17 protein-coding genes are annotated in these 17981 nt (G+C 60.1%); 16 read left to right on the top strand and 1 reads right to left on the bottom strand.

Going from position 1 to position 17981, the window contains the following annotated elements; all coding sequences use genetic code 11:
• Positions 1-82: 82 nt before the first annotated feature.
• From fmt to secG, 16 genes are all read left to right on the top strand, one after another.
• Entirely contained in the window at positions 83-1081 is a 999-nt protein-coding gene (gene fmt / locus HMPREF2896_RS06455; protein WP_070718537.1) for a methionyl-tRNA formyltransferase, read from the top strand.
• Positions 1078-2676, top strand: a complete 1599-nt coding sequence (locus HMPREF2896_RS06450; RefSeq protein WP_070718534.1) for an RsmB/NOP family class I SAM-dependent RNA methyltransferase — start codon at positions 1078-1080, stop codon at positions 2674-2676. The genes fmt and HMPREF2896_RS06450 overlap by 4 nt, the downstream gene beginning before the upstream one ends.
• Before the next feature lie 28 nt (positions 2677-2704).
• Positions 2705-3382 (top strand): ribulose-phosphate 3-epimerase, encoded by a 678-nt coding sequence (rpe, locus tag HMPREF2896_RS06445; RefSeq protein ID WP_070444913.1) that lies wholly within the window; start codon positions 2705-2707, stop codon positions 3380-3382.
• Entirely contained in the window at positions 3379-4407 is a 1029-nt protein-coding gene (gene ribD, locus HMPREF2896_RS06440) for a bifunctional diaminohydroxyphosphoribosylaminopyrimidine deaminase/5-amino-6-(5-phosphoribosylamino)uracil reductase RibD (RefSeq protein ID WP_083311461.1), read from the top strand. The genes rpe and ribD overlap by 4 nt, the downstream gene beginning before the upstream one ends.
• Before the next feature lie 96 nt (positions 4408-4503).
• Complete coding sequence (locus tag HMPREF2896_RS06435; protein ID WP_070718531.1) at positions 4504-5142, top strand: riboflavin synthase; 639 nt, start codon at positions 4504-4506, stop codon at positions 5140-5142.
• Positions 5143-5153: 11 nt separating this feature from the next.
• Positions 5154-6416 carry a bifunctional 3,4-dihydroxy-2-butanone-4-phosphate synthase/GTP cyclohydrolase II gene (locus tag HMPREF2896_RS06430; protein WP_070718527.1) on the top strand — a complete coding sequence of 421 codons (1263 nt, stop codon included), beginning with the start codon at positions 5154-5156 and terminating at the stop codon, positions 6414-6416.
• Between the two features lie 49 nt (positions 6417-6465).
• Positions 6466-6948, top strand: coding sequence for a 6,7-dimethyl-8-ribityllumazine synthase (gene ribH / locus HMPREF2896_RS06425; protein WP_070444904.1), 483 nt, complete (start codon positions 6466-6468; stop codon positions 6946-6948).
• Between the two features lie 85 nt (positions 6949-7033).
• Complete coding sequence (locus HMPREF2896_RS06420; RefSeq protein ID WP_070718524.1) at positions 7034-7657, top strand: PH domain-containing protein; 624 nt, start codon at positions 7034-7036, stop codon at positions 7655-7657.
• A complete protein-coding gene (gene uvrC, locus HMPREF2896_RS06415) occupies positions 7657-9711 on the top strand; it encodes an excinuclease ABC subunit UvrC (protein ID WP_070718521.1) in 2055 nt (684 codons plus the stop codon). Before HMPREF2896_RS06420 ends, uvrC begins: the two co-directional genes overlap by 1 nt.
• Positions 9712-9765: 54 nt before the next feature.
• Complete coding sequence (gene rapZ, locus HMPREF2896_RS06410; RefSeq protein ID WP_070643459.1) at positions 9766-10647, top strand: RNase adapter RapZ; 882 nt, start codon at positions 9766-9768, stop codon at positions 10645-10647.
• A 78-nt stretch (positions 10648-10725) separates the two neighbouring features.
• Positions 10726-11724 (top strand): gluconeogenesis factor YvcK family protein, encoded by a 999-nt coding sequence (gene yvcK / locus HMPREF2896_RS06405; RefSeq protein WP_070718518.1) that lies wholly within the window; start codon positions 10726-10728, stop codon positions 11722-11724.
• A 168-nt stretch (positions 11725-11892) separates the two neighbouring features.
• A complete protein-coding gene (gene whiA, locus HMPREF2896_RS06400; RefSeq protein WP_070444889.1) occupies positions 11893-12882 on the top strand; it encodes a DNA-binding protein WhiA in 990 nt (329 codons plus the stop codon).
• A gap of 491 nt (positions 12883-13373) precedes the next feature.
• The gene (gap, locus tag HMPREF2896_RS06395; RefSeq protein ID WP_070444886.1) at positions 13374-14381 is read left to right on the top strand and encodes a type I glyceraldehyde-3-phosphate dehydrogenase; all 1008 of its coding nucleotides are present in this window, start codon (positions 13374-13376) and stop codon (positions 14379-14381) included.
• 243 nt (positions 14382-14624) lie between these two features.
• Entirely contained in the window at positions 14625-15842 is a 1218-nt protein-coding gene (gene pgk / locus HMPREF2896_RS13075; RefSeq protein ID WP_070643464.1) for a phosphoglycerate kinase, read from the top strand.
• A gap of 42 nt (positions 15843-15884) precedes the next feature.
• On the top strand, positions 15885-16664 hold the full coding sequence (gene tpiA / locus HMPREF2896_RS13070; RefSeq protein WP_070718516.1) for a triose-phosphate isomerase: 780 nt from the start codon (positions 15885-15887) through the stop codon (positions 16662-16664).
• A gap of 184 nt (positions 16665-16848) precedes the next feature.
• Positions 16849-17085 (top strand): preprotein translocase subunit SecG, encoded by a 237-nt coding sequence (secG, locus tag HMPREF2896_RS06380; protein WP_070643470.1) that lies wholly within the window; start codon positions 16849-16851, stop codon positions 17083-17085.
• A gap of 116 nt (positions 17086-17201) precedes the next feature.
• On the opposite strand, the gene pgl is transcribed toward secG, so the two are convergent.
• Entirely contained in the window at positions 17202-17963 is a 762-nt protein-coding gene (pgl, locus tag HMPREF2896_RS06375) for a 6-phosphogluconolactonase (protein WP_070643473.1), read from the bottom strand.
• Positions 17964-17981: the final 18 nt, after the last annotated feature.

Raw genomic sequence — 17981 nt, 5'->3', positions numbered from 1 at the left:
CACGCTCTGACGCCAGTGCGGCCCCACATCGATTAAAAATTAGAACCCCAACAACGTGAATTAAGAAAGGCCTGCCTTCACAGTGCGCATTATTTTCGCCGGAACCCCCGAGCCCGCTGTTGTGGCTTTGCAGAAGCTTATCGAGTCCCATCATGAGGTAGCCGCAGTCATCACTCGGCCCGACGCCCGCCGTGGTCGAGGACGCAGCGTGCATCCGAGCCCCGTGAAAGCCTTAGCTGAGGAACACGGCATCGAGGTGCTCACGCCGACCACCCTCAAGCAGGGCACCGAGGACGGCGATGCATTGCGTGCACGGCTAGCAGAGATCGCCCCCGAGGCCATTCCAGTGGTCGCCTACGGAAACCTGATCACCGAGGACCTCTTGAGCCTTCCCAAGCACGGCTGGGTCAACCTGCACTTTTCCCTTCTCCCAGCGTGGCGTGGCGCTGCCCCAGTGCAGGCCGCTATTGCTGCGGGAGATGAGCGAACGGGTGCTACAACTTTCCGTATTGATCGAGGCCTGGACACCGGGGATATCTTGGCCACCATGGAAGAGACAATCCGGCCCACTGATACCGCGGATGACCTGCTGACGCGCTTGGCGTATGCCGGCGGTGATCTGCTCGTCGAGACGATGAATGGTTTGGAAGATGGCAGCATCACCCCGCAGCCGCAGGCGGGTGAGGTCACCTACGCGCACAAGATTTCCACGGAAGACGCCCGAATCGATTGGACCGCGCAGGCCGATGTTGTCGATCGCCATATCCGTGCGCATACTCCAGGGCCGGGCGCGTGGACCCTATTGGGGGAGTCGCGCTTAAAGGTAGGCCCGGTCAGCGTCGTGGAGCCAGCAGAACTAGAGGAGTTGCCAGACACTACCGCGTTGACTTCGCTGCAACCGGGCGAAGTACACGTGGCGAAGAAGGAGGTAATGGTCGGTACCGGAAGCGCCCCGGTGCGCCTAGGCCAGATCCAACCGCCCGGCAAAAAGATGATGAATGCCGCCGACTGGGGCCGCGGGCTTTCTAGCCAGGCTTCCCAAGCAGCAGAGGGCGGCCAGGATGAGGTGAAGTTTTCATGAGTGGAGGTTTCCGGTCCCGCAGCAAGTCCGGTGATCCGGCAGCTCGCACCGAGCGCGCCGAACAGCAACGCAGCGGTGGACGCAGAACCGCACGTGGCGGTACTAACCGCCAGGCTAAAGAAAAGCGAGAGAATCGAGGCGGACAGCGCCAGCACAGCCGCTGGGACCGACAGCCAGCGTCCTTCATGTCCGCAGCGCGGCGCTGCGGAGTCGATGTCCCACGCGCGGTGGCTTTCGAGGTGTTGCAGCGTGTAGAGGCCGATGATGCTTTTGCCAACCTCACGCTGCCAAAGGTAGTAAGTGCGAACAACCTTAGCGGCCGTGATGCAGCCTTCTCGACGGAACTCACCTACGGCACGCTGCGCAGCGAAGGCGTGCTCGATGCGGTTATCGCCGAGTGTGCTTCGCGCGGACTAGAGGCCATTGCACCTGACGTTCTCACCGCCTTGCGAATGGGCACCTACCAAGTGCTGTACACCCGCGTTGAAGCGCATGCTGCGGTCGATACCACCGTCCGCCTCGTGGAGGCAGCTGGCCACGAAAAGGCCAAGGGCTTTGCCAACGGCATTATGCGCACTATCACCCGCACACCTGCGCAAGGGTGGCTAGACAAGCTTGCTCCAAAGGAAGAGGTCGCGGCTGTGGCCTTCCGCCATGCCCACCCGGAGTGGATTGCCCGCTCTTTCGGACGCGCCTTGGGCCTGCTGGACGCCGCTGGAGAGAGCAAGCTCAACGCCGAACAGACAGCGGAGTTGGAACGCGCACTCGAAGCGGATTCTGAGCGGCCTCTGGTGCATTTGGTAGCGCGGCCCGGCGAAATCTCTGCGGAAGAGCTTGCTCTCATTACCGGTTGTGAGGAAGGGCGTTATTCGCCCTATGCGGTGTATCTTGAGCAGGGTGACCCGGGCTCGCTAGAGCCCGTCCGTCAGAAGTTGGCAGCGGTCCAGGACGAAGGATCGCAGCTGATCGCACGCGCAGTGACGGAAGCTGAACTCATCGGCGACGACACCGGACGCTGGTTGGACCTGTGTGCGGGCCCCGGTGGCAAGGCTGCCTTGATGGGTGCCATCGCCCGCATTGAGGGGGCGGAAGTCGATGCCGTAGAAGTCTCTCCGCACCGCGCTACCTTGGTGGAAAAGACCGTGGGAGACCTACCTGTCCGCGTGCATCGGGCGGATGGTCGTGCGCCGGGTCTCGGTGCAGGCTTCGACCGCGTGCTTGTCGACGCCCCCTGTTCCGGCCTGGGTGCGCTCCGTCGCCGCCCAGAGGCTCGCTGGCGCAAGGCCGAGTCCGATATTGCGGAGCTCAACAAACTCCAGAGCGAGCTCCTCGAATCCGCATTAGAGCTCGTTCGTCCCGGTGGTGTTGTGGTGTACTCCACCTGCTCGCCCGATCTGCGAGAGACCCGAGGCATTGTGGATGCGGCCTTGGAGCGCCATGGAGCTGGGACAGAGGCGCGTATCGAGGAGCTGGATGCGCGGGAGGTGCTGCCGGAAATGGGAGACCTCGGCAGCGAGCTCTCCGCCCAAATGTGGCCGCACCGCCACGGAACAGATGCAATGTTTTTCGCTGTCCTCCGCCGAGTAGCGGACTAGCGCCCCGTGAGGGACTAGGCTGAGTGTCATGTCTGCACACTCGTCTGGTCCCATCATTTCCCCATCCATTCTGGCCGCTGATTTCACCCGCTTGGGTGAGGAGGTTCAGGCCGTGGCCAACGCGGATTGGATCCACGTTGACATCATGGATGGTCACTTTGTGCCCAACTTGTCCTTCGGCCCGGATATTACGGCGACGGTGGACGGGATTACCTCGCAGACCCTCGACGTTCACCTCATGATCGAGGAGCCGGAGAAGTGGGTGGAAACCTACGCCAAGGCCGGGGCTGATTGCATCATCTTCCACGTCGAGGCCGTGGCCGATAAGGAAGCGGCCATCGCCTTGGCCCGCAAGATCCGTGACCTAGGGGTGCGCGCGGGCTTCTCCATCAAGCCAGGTACCCCGATTGAGCCCTGGCTGGATGCCTTGGAGCACTTCGACGAGGTTCTCGTCATGTCTGTTGAGCCCGGCTTTGGTGGTCAGAGCTTCATGCCGGATCAGTTGGACAAGGTTCGCACCTTGCGTGCGGCCATTGACGAGCGCGGCCTTGACGTCCTCATCGAAATCGATGGCGGCATTTCTGCCGAGACGATCCGCTCCGCCGCCGAGGCGGGCTGCGATGCCTTCGTGGCGGGATCAGCCATTTACAAGCAGGCGGATAAGGCGGCGGCCATCGAGGAGCTGCGCCGACTGGCTACGCTGTGAACCCACGCCACGATTCTGCTGTCCTTGCGCAAGCGTTACGCCTAGCCATGGAGGCCGGCGAGCAGGTGCGCGGTACAACGAGCCCAAACCCACCGGTGGGAGCAGTCATCCTTGATTCCGCTGGGCAGGTGGTTGGCGTCGGCGCAACCCATCCCCCGGGCGGACCGCATGCTGAAGTCATGGCGCTGCGCGATGCGGGGGACAAGGCACGCGGTGGAACCGCGGTGGTCACCTTGGAGCCCTGCAATCACACGGGCCGTACTGGTCCCTGCGCGCAGGCGCTTATCGATGCCTCCGTATCCGCTGTCTACTACCTCCACCCGGACCCCACCCCGCAAGCTGGGGGAGGGTCAACCACTCTGCGCCGCGCCGGCATCACCGTGGGACAGCTCTCGGAACCGGCAGAAGGAGCAGATGCGCTGGAGCCGTGGCTGTGCGCCGTTGCACTCGGTCGCCCGCACGTCACGTTGAAGTTCGCACAGAGCCTGGATGGTTTCACCGCCGCAGTGGATGGCAGCAGCCAGTGGATCACGGGGGAGCAGGCCCGCGAGCATGTGCACCGTGACCGAGCTCAGCGCGATGCCATCCTTATCGGAACTGGCACAGCCTTAGCGGATAACCCGTCTTTGACGGCGCGCTGTGCGGATGGTTCCTTGCGCCCGCAGCAACCGCGGCGTGTTGTCATCGGCTCCCGGGATGTGTCTCAAGGAGGACAAACCAACCTTGAGAGACTAGGTTTTGAGCACTATGCCTCGCCACAGGAGGCCCTAGATGAGCTATATGCCACGGGTGCTCGAGATATTCTCGTCGAAGGCGGCGCGGGGCTCGCAACAAGCTTCATGGAGCTAGGTTGTGTCGACCGGATCCAGGCTTATATAGGAAATGTCATCCTCGGTGAAGGCAGGGGTGTTCTCACCAGTGCTGTGTCGTCGAACTTGGCCCGCGCCCAAAGATGGCGGCGTTGCGCGGTTACCGAGCTCGGCGAGGACCTGCTTGTGGAATATCGCAAGGATGAAAAGCTTTGAAAGCTGGGAAACATTGAAAGCTGGCAAGCTTTCAATGGGTAGAAGATTCAAGGACTAGAAGATTTAGAGTGTTAAAAAGAAAGGGAAGTGCGGTCTATGTTTACCGGACTCGTTGAGGAGATCGGTCACGTCGATAGCGTCGAACCGCAGGGTGATGCCGTGCGGTTGGGTATTGCGGCATCTACCGTATTGAATGACGCGCAACTAGGTGATTCCATCGCGGTCAACGGCGTGTGCCTGACCGTGGCTGAGTTAGGAGAAGGGACCTTCATCGCCGATGTCATGAAGGAATCCTTAAACCGTAGCTCTCTCGGCGAGCTCGCGGAGGGCTCGCCGGTTAACCTCGAGCGTGCGGTGCTCCCGACGACGCGTTTGGGCGGCCATATTGTGCAGGGGCACGTCGATGGCACCGGGACCTTGCTGTCCCGCACGCCTTCAGAGCACTGGGAGGTATTGCGCTTTAGTCTGCCGGCTGAGCTGGCGCGCTACGTGGTGGAAAAGGGCTCCATCGCGGTGCAGGGGACCTCCCTGACGGTATCGGCCTTGTCAGATGGGCAGGAAGAGCCCGGTGCGGAAGCCTTCTTTGAAGTCTCACTCATTCCCACCACCCTGCGCGATACCGTCTTTGGTTCCATGAAGCCAGGCGCCCGAGTAAATCTCGAGGTAGACGTGGTTGCCAAGTATGTGGAGAAAATGGTTCACCCTAACGCCCACGGCGCGGGAACAGAGGGATAGAGTTAGTCCTTATGAGCGCTGCAGATTCAGCTTTTAGTTTAGATAGCGTCGACCAAGCCATCGCCGACATCGCGGCCGGCAAGGCAGTCGTCGTCATAGATAATGAGGACCGTGAGAACGAAGGCGACCTCATCTTCGCCGCTGAGCTCGCCACCCCAGAGCTTGTGGCCTTTATGGTGCGCTATAGCTCCGGCTACATTTGCGCGCCGCTGCTCCCGGAAGACTGTGAGCGGTTGAACCTACCTCCAATGCTGGCGGTGAACCAGGACGTGCGCCAGACCGCCTACACCGTGACGGTGGACTTGGCTAACGGCTCGACGGGTATCTCCGCCACCTCGCGCTGCGACACCATTCGGCGCTTGGCTGATCCTTCCTCTGAACCGTCGGAGTTCACACGCCCTGGCCACGTGGTCCCGCTCGCTGCCCGCCCGAATGGTGTGCTCGAACGCGATGGGCATACGGAAGCTGCCATCGACCTGGCCCGGCTGGCCGGTCTGCGCCCTGCCGGCGTGCTGTGTGAAATCGTCTCCGAAGAGGACCCCACGGACATGGCCCGCTCGCCGGAGCTGCGTCGCTTTGCCGACGCTCACGGGCTGACGATGATTTCCATCGAGCAGCTCATCGAGTGGCGTCGTCACAACGAACAACAGGTCCGCCGCGAGGTAGAAACCCGCCTGCCCACCGAGTACGGCGAGTTCCGCGCGGTGGGCTATTCGAGTGACGTCGATAAGTGCGAGCACATCGCCCTGTTCGTCGGTGACGTGGAGAGTTATAGCGGTGCGGAGGATGTGCCCGTTCGTGTCCACTCTGAGTGCCTTACAGGGGACGTCTTTGCCTCTCAGCGCTGTGACTGTGGGCCGCAGCTGCAGGAATCCCTTCGTGCGGTGCAAGAAGCAGGACGCGGGATCGTCATCTACCTGCGCGGACAGGAAGGCCGCGGCATCGGTTTAGTGAATAAACTCAAAGCCTATCGCCTGCAGGACAAGGGAATGGACACCGTTGATGCCAACGTGGAGCAGGGCCTGCCCGAAGATGCCCGCGAGTATTCCGTGGCAGGCCAAATCCTGCGGGATGTAGGCGTGAAGTCCGTGAACCTCTTGACCAATAACCCGCACAAGGGCGAGGGTCTACAGGGCTTTGGCATTGATGCCACCGCACGCACCGCGTTGGCTACCCCCGCGACGGCGGAGAACATCAGCTATCTGCGCACGAAGCGCGACCGGATGGGGCATGATCTGCCACAGGTCGCTGAATGGGACCAGAAGCACTCGTAAGGCATTAAGCCGGAAAATCGAGCTGAAAACTAAAACAAAGGAGCACCCAATGAGCAAGGAAGGCTTGCCAACCCCGAAGAATGTCTCGGGTGAAGGACTCCGCGTCGCGGTTGTCACCGCCACGTGGAACGCCGAGATTTGTGATCAGCTGCATCGTCGCGCACTGGAGACCGCTGAAGCAGCCGGTGCCGTTGTGACCCCGCTGCGCGTTGTGGGCGCTTTGGAGCTCCCCGTAGTGGTCCAGGCCGCGGCGCGCACGCATGACGCCGTGGTGGCACTGGGCTGTGTTGTCCGTGGCGGTACTCCGCACTTTGATTATGTGTGTGATTCCGTCACCCAGGGGCTGACCCGCATCGCGCTCGATGAATCCACTCCGGTGGCTAATGGTGTGCTCACCGTCAACGACTATGATCAAGCAGTTGATCGCGCTGGCTTTGCAGACTCCGCGGAAGATAAAGGTGCAGAGGCCATGCAGGCAGCTTTAGAAACCGTGCACACCTTGCGTACACTGGACGAGTCAAACCTAAAGTAGGCTGCCACGCGCAACCACGGCGCCCTGCATATCAGCACAGAGCCGTGGCCTGCCTCAGCGGAGTGATGAGGAGATGGAAAACTCGATGACGGACCCACAGGTGCCCTTGGGCCATGAAGAGCGGGAACAGTCAGCTCACGCCACTACGTCCTCGCAATCCTTGCGGCCAGCCGCATCGAGCTCTGCGGGGGAGGCACCGCGCATGAGCGAGGAGCAGTTGTTGGCCTATACCAGCGCTGATCCTTTTGCCCAGACCTCATCCAAGCCTTGGGAATATGAAGCGACGTCGCCTTACCTGCGCAAGGTGGCGATCATCTGGATCATCCTCGTCATGGCAGCGCACTTATTTATGGGCTTCACTGTGGGCTTGTCTTTTACCGGCGCGACGGTGACGACTATTGATAAGTTCGCTTTCCCCGGGGTGGGCGTGGTGATTTCGATCCTGTCGTGGTTGGCATTGACTCGGCCGCGACTCCGCGCGAACTCTGATGGGGTAGAGATCCGCAACATTCTAGGAACCCGCTTCTACCCGTGGCAGGTCATCTACGGCCTATCTTTCCCTGAGGGATCACGCATGGCGCGTATTGAGCTGCCTGACTTCGAATACGTGCCGGTGTGGGCCCTGCAGTCAGGTGATAAGCAGAACGTTATCACCAAGGTCCGCTCTTTCCGTGACCTGGAAGCCCGCTACATGCCGCAGGATGACTAGTGGCTGATCCCTCTGAGTACCGCCCCGCGCCCGGAAGCATCCCCACGGATCCGGGCGTTTATAAGTTCCGCGATGAGAACCGCCGCGTCATCTATGTGGGCAAGGCGAAGAACCTGCGCGCGCGGCTATCAAATTACTTCCAGGACATCACCCAACTGCACCCGCGAACCCGCCAGATGGTTCTGACTGCGGCCTCAGTCGAATGGACTGTGGTGGCCAGCGAGGTGGAAGCACTGCAGTTGGAGTACACGTGGATCAAGCGCTTCGATCCACGTTTCAACGTCATGTACCGCGACGATAAAACCTACCCTATGCTCGCGGTATCTGTGGGGGAGACCGTCCCGCGTGCGTTCTTCTATCGCGGCCCACGCCGCAAAGGAGTGCGTTATTTCGGCCCTTATTCCCATGCCTGGGCGGTGCGCGAATCCCTCGATCTTCTGACTCGAATCTTTCCCATGCGCACGTGCGCCAAGGGTGTGTATAACCGTCACGAGCGCTTAGGACGGCCGTGTCTTTTGGGCTACATCGGCAAGTGCGATGCTCCCTGCATTGGCCGCGTCAGCCCCGAGGAACACCGCGAGACGGTCAACCAGCTCATCAGCTTCATGAATGGCAATACCGCCCCGGTGCGCAAGAGGATAACTCAGCGCATGGAGGAGGCGGCGGAGAACCTAGAGTTCGAGTTGGCAGCACGCCTGCGCGATGACCTCGGCGCGATAGACAAATTGATGGAGCAGCAAGCCGTGGTTCTGTCCGATGGGACGGATGCAGACCTCATCGCGTTTAGCTCCGATGAACTTGAAGCGGCGGTGCAGATTTTCCACGTACGTTCGGGCCGCATCCGCGGTCAGCGTGGTTGGGTGGTCGAGCGCTCTGGTGATCAGGCAACGACAGACGTGGTGGAGGAGGGCCAAGCAGATCCGGGTCTGCCGGCACTGATCCAGAACTTCCTCATCCAGTTCTATTCGGATGCCGTCGAGCGTCAGCGCCAAGAGGCTGCCGAGGACGCCAAGTTGGAGCGCAGGGGAGTGGACCAAGAATCCCATGCCGACACACGGCAGGGTAACGCCATTCCTCGCGAGATTCTGGTCCAGGCCCTTCCAGATGAAGCTGACGAAGTCAAGATTGTTCTCGAGGAGTTGCGAGGCGCCCAGATTGACTTGCGCGTCCCGCAGCGCGGCGACAAGCGCGCACTGATGGAGACCGTCGAGAGGAATGCCAAGGAGCAGCTGAAACAGCACAAGCTCAAGCGCGTGGGCGATCTGACTGCCCGGTCCGCAGCACTCCAGGAGCTGCAGGAGGCGCTAGGCATGGATTCCGCGCCGCTGCGCATTGAGTGTACGGATATCTCGCACATTCAAGGTACCGATGTCGTGGCTTCCTTGGTGGTCTTCGAAGATGGCCTGCCACGCAAGTCTGATTACCGCCGCTACCGCATCAAGGAGGCTGCGGGTGATGGACGCTCCAACGATGTCGGTTCCATCGCTGAGGTGACTCGCCGCCGCTTCAAGCATCACCACGATGACAAGCGAGCGGTTCCGGACGAGGAACTGGAGAACACTACCTTCGCCGAGGAGATGGTGCGCGAAGAGGCTGCGAGCCAGATCAAACGCAGCTCCTACCCACCGCAGCTTTTCATTGTGGATGGAGGCGCACCGCAGGTGGCTGCGGCGCAGGCAGTTTTCGACGAACTCGGCATCGTGGACGTAACCCTCATCGGTCTGGCGAAGCGCCTAGAAGAAGTGTGGGTTCCGGGTGATGATGAACCGGTGATTTTGCCGCGCAATTCGCAAGCGCTCTTTTTGCTCCAGCACCTCCGTGATGAAGCCCACCGTGTCGCCATTTCCTATCACCGCCAGCAGCGCTCGAAGCGTATGCGCTCATCGGTTCTTGATGCCGTTCCGGGCTTGGGGCCCCAGCGTCGTACGGACCTGGTCAAGCACTTCGGCTCGGTGAAGAAGCTCAAAGAAGCCAGCGTGAAAGAGATTGCTGAAGTCAAGGGTTTCGGCCCGAAGTTAGCGCAAACAGTATTTGATCATCTTCACGCCTCATAAGAAGGCTTGGCTCTCGAGATAGTTCCCACCGAGGACTCTGAATAGGTGGTAAGAATGGAAGCCATGACGCTGTTTGATTCCCCACCCATTTTGATCACCGGCATGTCAGGCGGTGGCCTGACGTCGGCGGCTAAAGTGCTGGAGGATAAAGGCTATTACGTAGCCCACAACATTCCCCCCAAGGCAATCGTTGACCTACTCAAGTTGTGCGCGAGCCCGGAATCCCCGGTTTCTAAAATTGCCGCGGTGACCGATGTGCGCTCCCGCTTGTTCCCGGGTTCCTTGGCAGAAACTCTTGATGAACTCGAGCAGTTAGACATGAAACCGACACTGCTTTTCCTCGACGCGCGGGATGATGTGCTCATTCGCCGCTTCGATTCAGTTCGTCGTACGCACCCGCTGCAGGACGGGGAAACCCTCAAGGCGGGCATTCAGCGCGAGCGCGCAGCAGTACAGTCCATCCGTGACCGCGCGGATATCATCATTGATACGACCAATCTGTCTGTCCACGACCTGCGCCGCGCGATCGAGGCCTCTTTCGGCGAGATGGGTCATGAGCTACAGCACGTCACGTTAGAGTCCTTCGGCTTCAAGCATGGCTCCCCGCGTGACGCAGATCTTGTCGTCGATGTCCGCTTCCTTCCCAATCCTTATTGGGTGCCTGAATTGCGGGGATACCGCGGTACTGATGAACCGGTCGCAGACTACGTCCTCTCCCAGGACGCCGCTGAACCCTTCATTGATCACTTCATCACCATGCTTGACTCGATGCTTTCCGGCTACCGGCACGAGGGCAAGAACTTCATTACCGTAGGCATCGGGTGCACCGGTGGGCATCACCGATCTGTGGCCGTTACGGAGGAGATTGCTCGCCGTCTCAGGGAGCGCGGGGATCTGGATGTGAGCACACTGCACCGTGACATCGCCCGGGATTAGGTGCGATAAGATAAAAATTCATTCCCTACCCTTGGATGACCGAAAGCTAATATTTCCGTGACGTCTCTCCCTACCCACATGGCTAGCCTGGGCGGTGGCCATGGTCTTTATCAAACCCTTTTGGCTGCGCGCCGCACCGGCGCGGAGGCGATCTCTGCCATCGTCACTGTGGCTGATGACGGCGGTTCTTCCGGACGGCTGCGCCGCGAGATGGACATTATTCCGCCGGGTGATTTGCGCATGGCGCTCGCCGCGTTGTCGAGTGACTCAGAGGAGGGCCAGATGTGGGCCTCAACGCTGCAGCACCGCTTCCAAAGCACCGGCGCCATGGCCGGCCACGCGGTGGGTAATCTCCTCATTGCCGGACTCACTGAGGTCTTGGGGGACTTCCAAGCGGCGCTTGACGCGGTGGGACGGCTAACGCAGTCTGCGGGCCGCGTGCTGCCGGCTGTGAATCTGCCGCTCGATATCGAAGCGGACGTGGCCGGGCTTGACGACGATCCCCGCATCATGCGCTCTGTCCGCGGCCAAGTCGCCGTGGCGTCCACCGTGGGGCAGGTTCGCCGCGTCCGGATCATCCCGGAGAAGCCACAGGCCAATCCGGAAACCATCGCGGCCCTGCGCGATGCGGACCTCATCACCTTGGGCCCGGGATCGTGGTTTAGCTCGGTGCTTCCACACGTCCTTGTGCCGGAGATTGTCAATGCAATTACGTCCTCGGATGCGCTTCGCGTTGTGGTACTTAACCTTTCCGCGGAACCAGGGGAGACCCAGGGCTTTTCAGCTGAGCGCCACCTGCACGTCTTAGCGCAGCATGCGCCAAACCTGCGGGTAGACAAAGTAATCGTCGATGGTTCTGGTCTTCCGAATGAGTCGGAGCGAGTTTTCGTGCAGCGTGCGGCCAGCGTGCTCGGTGCTACGGCGGTCTTCCGCGATGTGTGCCAGAGCGATGAGAATGGACATTCTCTCAACAAGCATTGCCCAAACAAGCTCGCGCAGGTACTGACTGAGCATTATACCGACTATGCCGCTCAGCGCGATTCTTCAGCGGGTGCCCCGGGCACTCACCGCGGCTAAGTGCACGATAGACTAAGTGGCATTCATCGCTCACCGCAGCGTCGCTGCGCTTCACAGGCGCGGTGGTGCGTGCTGTGTATGCACGAGCTCAAGGCCCTTCTAGGGTCAGTTGCACCACTGCTGCTTTCTGCGGTGAGTTACATCAAGAGTTGAAAGGGGAGGCACGAGGTGTCTGCGTCATTGACCGATCAGGTCAAGGAGGAACTTACGGCGGTGTCCGTACCGCGCCAGTCCGCTCGTGCGGCGGAGGTTGCCGCGATCCTCAGGTTCGCCGGCGAGCTCCACATCACCGGAGATAGGGTGATGTACGAGGTCGAATTGGAATCGAAGAGCGTAGCCACTCGCTTGGTCACCGCACTCGACGAGTTGTATTCGATTTCTGCGAGCACCCACGTAGCCGGCCCCGCCGCATCCTCTAAAAAGAGCAGAGTGCAGGTGCGAATCACTACCGGGGCCAAGGAGTTGACTAGGCGCCTGGGGTTGGTGACCCGCTCGGGTCACCCAGTCGTGGGCCTGCCACCGCAAGTAATCTCCGGCTCTGTTGCGGATAATGAAGCAGCTTGGCGCGGCGCCTTTTTGGCGCAAGGTTCGCTAACCGAGCCGGGCCGGTCTTCAGCGCTGGAGGTGACCTGTCCTTGCCAGGAGGCAGCACTCGCTCTCGTAGGCTGCGCGCGTCGTTTGGGTGTAGCGGCGAAAACTAAGGAGACCCGCGGGGCCGATCGCGTCGTGGTGCGTGATGGCGATGCCATTGGTGCGTTGCTGACCAGAATGGGGGCCCAAGAGACTCGACTGACGTGGGAGAAGAAACGTATCCAACGCGAAGCCCATGACACCTCCCGCCGCCTAGACAACTTCGATGACGCCAACTTACGCCGTTCTGCCCGTGCGGCAGTTACAGCTGCGGCTCGCGTCGAACGCGCCATGGTTATCTTGGGCGATGACGTCCCGGAACATCTCGCGGACGCCGGCCGCCTACGCGTGCAGCACCGCGAAGCTTCCTTGGAAGAGCTCGGACGCTTGGCTGATCCGCCGATGACCAAGGACGCGGTGGCTGGGCGTATTCGCCGCCTGCTTTCTATGGCAGATAAGCGCGCGAAGGAACTTGGTGTGCCGGATACGACGAAGGCAGTGACAGAGGAACTTTTTGAGGAATCCTAGTCTCTCGTCTTAGCCCCAGACGCAGTCGAATGTTGTGCCCGTTCGGGCACCATCGCGACCGTCTGGGGCAATTTTTTGACTATCGATGGTGAATTTATGACCGGCGATAACCGGTTTATTTTTGGATTCACCCGCTCTTTTTTGCTTTAGTGAGATATCCCACCTTGCCCTCTTTAGGGCCAACATAATCCCACATAAACGGGCATATCTGCAGGTGTGTGCGTTTGGGGGATTGTCTTAAGTAACTAGCGGTCCATCTAGTGTACGCCCCTTTTCCCTTTCGTGCGAGCATCTTGGTTGGGAACCTGAACGCGCACTGCAGGATGCAAAATCCGTGGGTACTATCGGCCGTGTTGGGAAAACCACCGAGCACGTCACGGAAGTGGCAGGGCAACGGTGCCGCAAGAACGGTCCACCGCACTGCCTATACAGACAAAGTCTCGGAAGCCCCCACAATTGAACTTCACTCGATTATTTGAGGAGACATTACAGTGACCATTCGCGTAGGTATCAACGGATTTGGCCGCATCGGCCGCAACTTCTTCCGTGCAGTCGCACAGGGCAACAATGACCTCGAGGTCGTCGCAGTTAACGACCTGACGGACAACGCAACCCTGGCCAACCTGCTCAAGTACGACTCGGTTCTGGGCCGCTTCGACGGTGAGATCGAGCACGACGACGAGTCCATCACCGTCAACGGTCACAAGATTGCAGTCTCCGCAGAGCGCGATCCGAAGAACCTGAACTGGGGCGAGTACAACGTCGACATCGTCATCGAGTCCACCGGTTTCTTCACCGATGGTGAGGCTGCCAAGGCTCACATCGAGGCCGGCGCCAAGAAGGTCATCATCTCTGCACCGGGCAAGAACGTTGACGCAACCTTCGTCTACGGCGTTAACTCCGATGAGTACGACGCTGAGAAGCACAATGTTATCTCCGCCGCATCCTGCACCACCAACTGCCTGGCACCGATGGCCAAGGTCCTGCACGAGAAGTTCGGCATCGAGAAGGGCCTGATGACCACCATCCACGCCTACACCGGTGACCAGCGCATCCAGGATGCTCCGCACCGCGACCTGCGCCGCGCCCGCGCCGCAGCCGTCAACATGGTTCCGACTTCCACTGGTGCAGCAAAGGCTGTCTCCCTGGTTCTGCCGGAGCTGGAGGGCAAGCTGGACGGTTACGCAATGCGCGTTCCTACCATCACCGGTTCCGCTACCGACCTGACCTTCCAGGCATCCCGCGACGTCACCGCTGAGGAAATCAACGCTGCTATCAAGGAAGCCGCCACTGGCGAGTTCGGCGAGACCCTGGGCTACACCGAGGACCCGATCGTCTCCACCGACATCATCACCGATTCCCACGGCTGCATCTTCGATGCTGGCATGACCAAGGTTTCCAACGGAAACTTCGTCAAGGTCCTCGGCTGGTACGACAACGAGTGGGGCTACACCAGCCAGCTTGTGCGCACCACCTCCCTGGTTGCCTCTAAGCTCTAAAGCTTCGCCCTCTGAAATGAGCACAGTGAAGCAAGCTGTGATTGCCTGCGGAAGCACCGCGGGCTAGATACCGGCCCACGCGCCGCGCCTACTATCTCTGAATATGTGGCGTGCGCTGGGCCGGTAGTCGTCTTTAAGGAACGAGTACGCGCTTTCACGCACATCGCGAATCAGGTTCCGGCACACTTTCTAATTGAATAGCATTAACCTTTAGCTTGAGTACCCACCTTTAAGGAGAACACAATGGCTTTCAAGACTTTGGACGATCTGCTCGCAGAAGGCGTTTCCGGCCGCCACGTCCTTGTTCGTTCTGACTTCAATGTCCCGCTTGATGATGAAGGAAACATCACCGACTCTGGCCGCATCACCGCCTCGCTGCCGACTATCAAGGCGCTCATTGAGGGGGGAGCGAAGGTCATTCTGTCGGCACACTTGGGGCGTCCGAAGGGCGAAGTAAACCCGAAGTACTCCCTCGCGCCAGTCGCAGAGGCTCTCTCCGAGGCGCTGGATCAGTACGTTGCCCTTGCCGGCGACGTCAGCGGTGAAGACGCTCACGAGCGCGCCAACGGCCTCAACGATGGCGATGTTCTCCTCCTGGAGAATGTTCGCTTCGATCCGCGCGAGACCTCCAAGGATGAGGCTGAGCGCGGCGCCTTCGCCGATGAACTCGTCGCCCTGGCTGCGGACAACGGTGCCTTCGTTTCCGATGGTTTCGGTGTTGTTCACCGCGCACAGGCCTCTGTGTACGACGTCGCCAAGCGCCTGCCAGCATACGCCGGCAAGCTGGTGCAGAAGGAAGTGGAAACCCTGGCTGCGGTAGCAGAGAAGCCAGAGCACCCGTACGTGGTCGTTCTGGGCGGCGCCAAGGTTTCCGACAAGCTCGGTGTGATCGAAGCGCTTGCCGGCAAGGCCGACAAGGTGATCATTGGCGGCGGCATGTGCTACACCCTTTTGGCTGCGCAGGGCTACAACGTCCAGAACTCCTTGCTGCAAGAAGACCAGATTGACAACTGCAAGGAGCTGCTCGAGCGCTTCGGTGAAAAGATTGTCCTGCCGGTCGACCTCGTTGCTGCAACCGAGTTCGATGCTCAGGCAGAGAACAAGGTCGTCGCCCTGGACGGTATTCCGGAGGGTTGGCAGTCTCTCGACATCGGCCCGGAGTCGGTGAAGGAGTTCGACGAGGTCATCGCTTCTTCCAAGACCGTCTTCTGGAACGGCCCAATGGGTGTCTTTGAGATGGAGGCCTTCTCCAAGGGCACCGCCGGTGTGGCACAGTCGATCATCGACGCCACCGCTAAGAACGGTTCCTTCACCGTCGTTGGCGGCGGTGACTCCGCAGCTTCCGTCCGCCTGCTCGGCCTCGATGAAGATGGCTTCTCTCACATCTCTACCGGTGGTGGCGCTTCCCTCGAGTTCCTTGAAGGCAAGGAGCTGCCGGGCGTCAAGGTCCTGGAAGCCTAAGCACTTAAACCGTCAACTCAGTCTGATTTAGAAAGGCTAATCATGGCACGTACCCCGCTTATCGCAGGTAACTGGAAGATGAACCTCGACCACAAGGAAGCTATTGGTTCCTTGCAGAAGTTCGCATTCTCTCTGCCGAAGGAATACTACGAGAAGGTTGACGTGGCTTTCATGGTCCCGTTCACCGATATCCGCACTGTGCAGACGCTGGTCGACGGCGACGACTTGCAGTTCACCTACGGCGCACAGGACATCTCCAAGCATGAGTCCGGCGCCTACACCGGTGAGGTTTCCGGCAAGATGCTCTCCGCCCTGGGATGCTCCTGGGCAGTCGTTGGCCACTCCGAGCGCCGTCAGTACCACGGTGAGACCGACCAGCTAGTTGCTGAGAAGGCCGCTGCAGCTCTGACTAACGGCATCAGCCCTATTGTCTGCGTGGGCGAGCCGCTCAACGTGCGCGAGGCAGGCACCCACGTGGATTACGTGGTCACCCAGACCCGCAACTCCCTGCAAGGCCTTTCTGCCGAGGACCTCTCCAAGACCGTCATCGCTTATGAGCCGGTCTGGGCAATCGGTACCGGTAAGGTTGCTTCCGCTGAGGACGCGCAGGAAGTGTGCGCAGCTATTCGCGAGCTCGTCCGTGAACTGGGCGGCGATGAGGTGGCCGAGGGGATCCGCATCCTCTACGGTGGCTCCGTCAAGGTGGATTCCGTCGCGGAGATCGTAGGCAAGCCGGACGTCGACGGCGGCCTGGTTGGCGGGGCTTCTCTCAAGGGCGAGGAGTTTGCCAAGCTGGCGGCTAACGCTGCCCAGGGCGCATAGTCCTCATACCAGCTAGCATCACGCTCATTAGCCGTGGCGGGTCGGAATGGTTTCTGGCCCGCCGCGTGGTGTATTATCGGGGATTATTGCGCCCGCTCTTGGCGCCCCCGTCTCCGTGGGCTGACGGCATGGGCTGTCACCCACCACATAAAACCAACGAACGCGTAAAACAAGGAACTATTTCATGATCTTGGCACTGGAAATCATCCTCGTGATTGCCGCAATCCTGATGTCTGTCTTCGTGCTGCTGCACAAAGGTAAGGGCGGCGGTCTTTCCAGCCTCTTTGGCGGCGGTGTGCAGTCCAACTTGTCTGGTTCCACCGTGGTTGAAAAGAACCTCGACCGTTATACCGTGGTCATGGTGGTCATCTGGCTCGCTTGCATCGTAGCCCTGAACCTGCTGCAGGCATATAGCAGCTAAAACCGCCAGCTGGTCTACGGCCACAACAACGCAGAACGCCGCGTGCTTCCTCTCATGGAGGAGGGAACGCGGCGTTATTTTTTCCTAGGCTTCAAGCGACTGGGGGAACCGTGGTGCTAAAGCTGCTGTGCGGCGTCTTCACTTACGAAAAGTAGAGTCTCTTCGGTGCCCCGCGCACCTGCGGCAGGCCAATCCTCAGCCGCGGCCCCGGCTACGAGATGGGACGCAGCTTCGGCCTTCTCCTCACCGGAGACAAGGAACCAAATACGTTGAGAGCGATTGATAGCGGGGTAGGTCAGCGTGACACGCTCCGACGGGGGCTTAGGGGAATCATGGACAGCAAATGCATAGTCCGTATCCTCATAGACTGCCTCCGAGCGCGGGAAAAGAGAGTTGATGTGGCCCTCATGTCCCATGCCCAAGAGGTGAATGTCGAAGCCCTCCGGCGCAAAATCACGAATCTCGCCTTCATAGGCTTGGGCGGCGTGCTCCATGGATACCGCACCCAAGTCATAACCATGAATGTGCGGTTCTGGAATACCGACCTTGCTGAGAAGAGCCTCGCGAGCTTGTCCCTCGTTGGAATCCGAATCGCTGACCGGAACATTGCGCTCATCCCCGAAGAAGACATGGACCCGCGTCCAGTCCACGGCCAATGCGGGATAGTCGCCGCCTTGCTGCTCGGCAGCTTCGTGGAGGCGCGCCAATTCGCGGAGGACACCGATTCCAGCACCACCACCGGTGAGGACTACGCGTGCTACTCCGTCCTTGTGCAGGCCACCGCCCGGGGCTTGAATCGCTGCAATCGTTTCAATAAAGGCGAGTGCGGCGGAGGATATGAGCTCGTCGATGTCGCTAACGCGGCGAAGCGTGACCATGGTGAAGAAAGATCCTTC

The sequence above is a fragment of the Corynebacterium sp. HMSC069E04 genome, assembly GCF_001813175.1.
GTDB lineage: Bacteria > Actinomycetota > Actinomycetes > Mycobacteriales > Mycobacteriaceae > Corynebacterium > Corynebacterium aurimucosum.
This window is presented reverse-complemented; position numbering and strand designations above follow the sequence as displayed.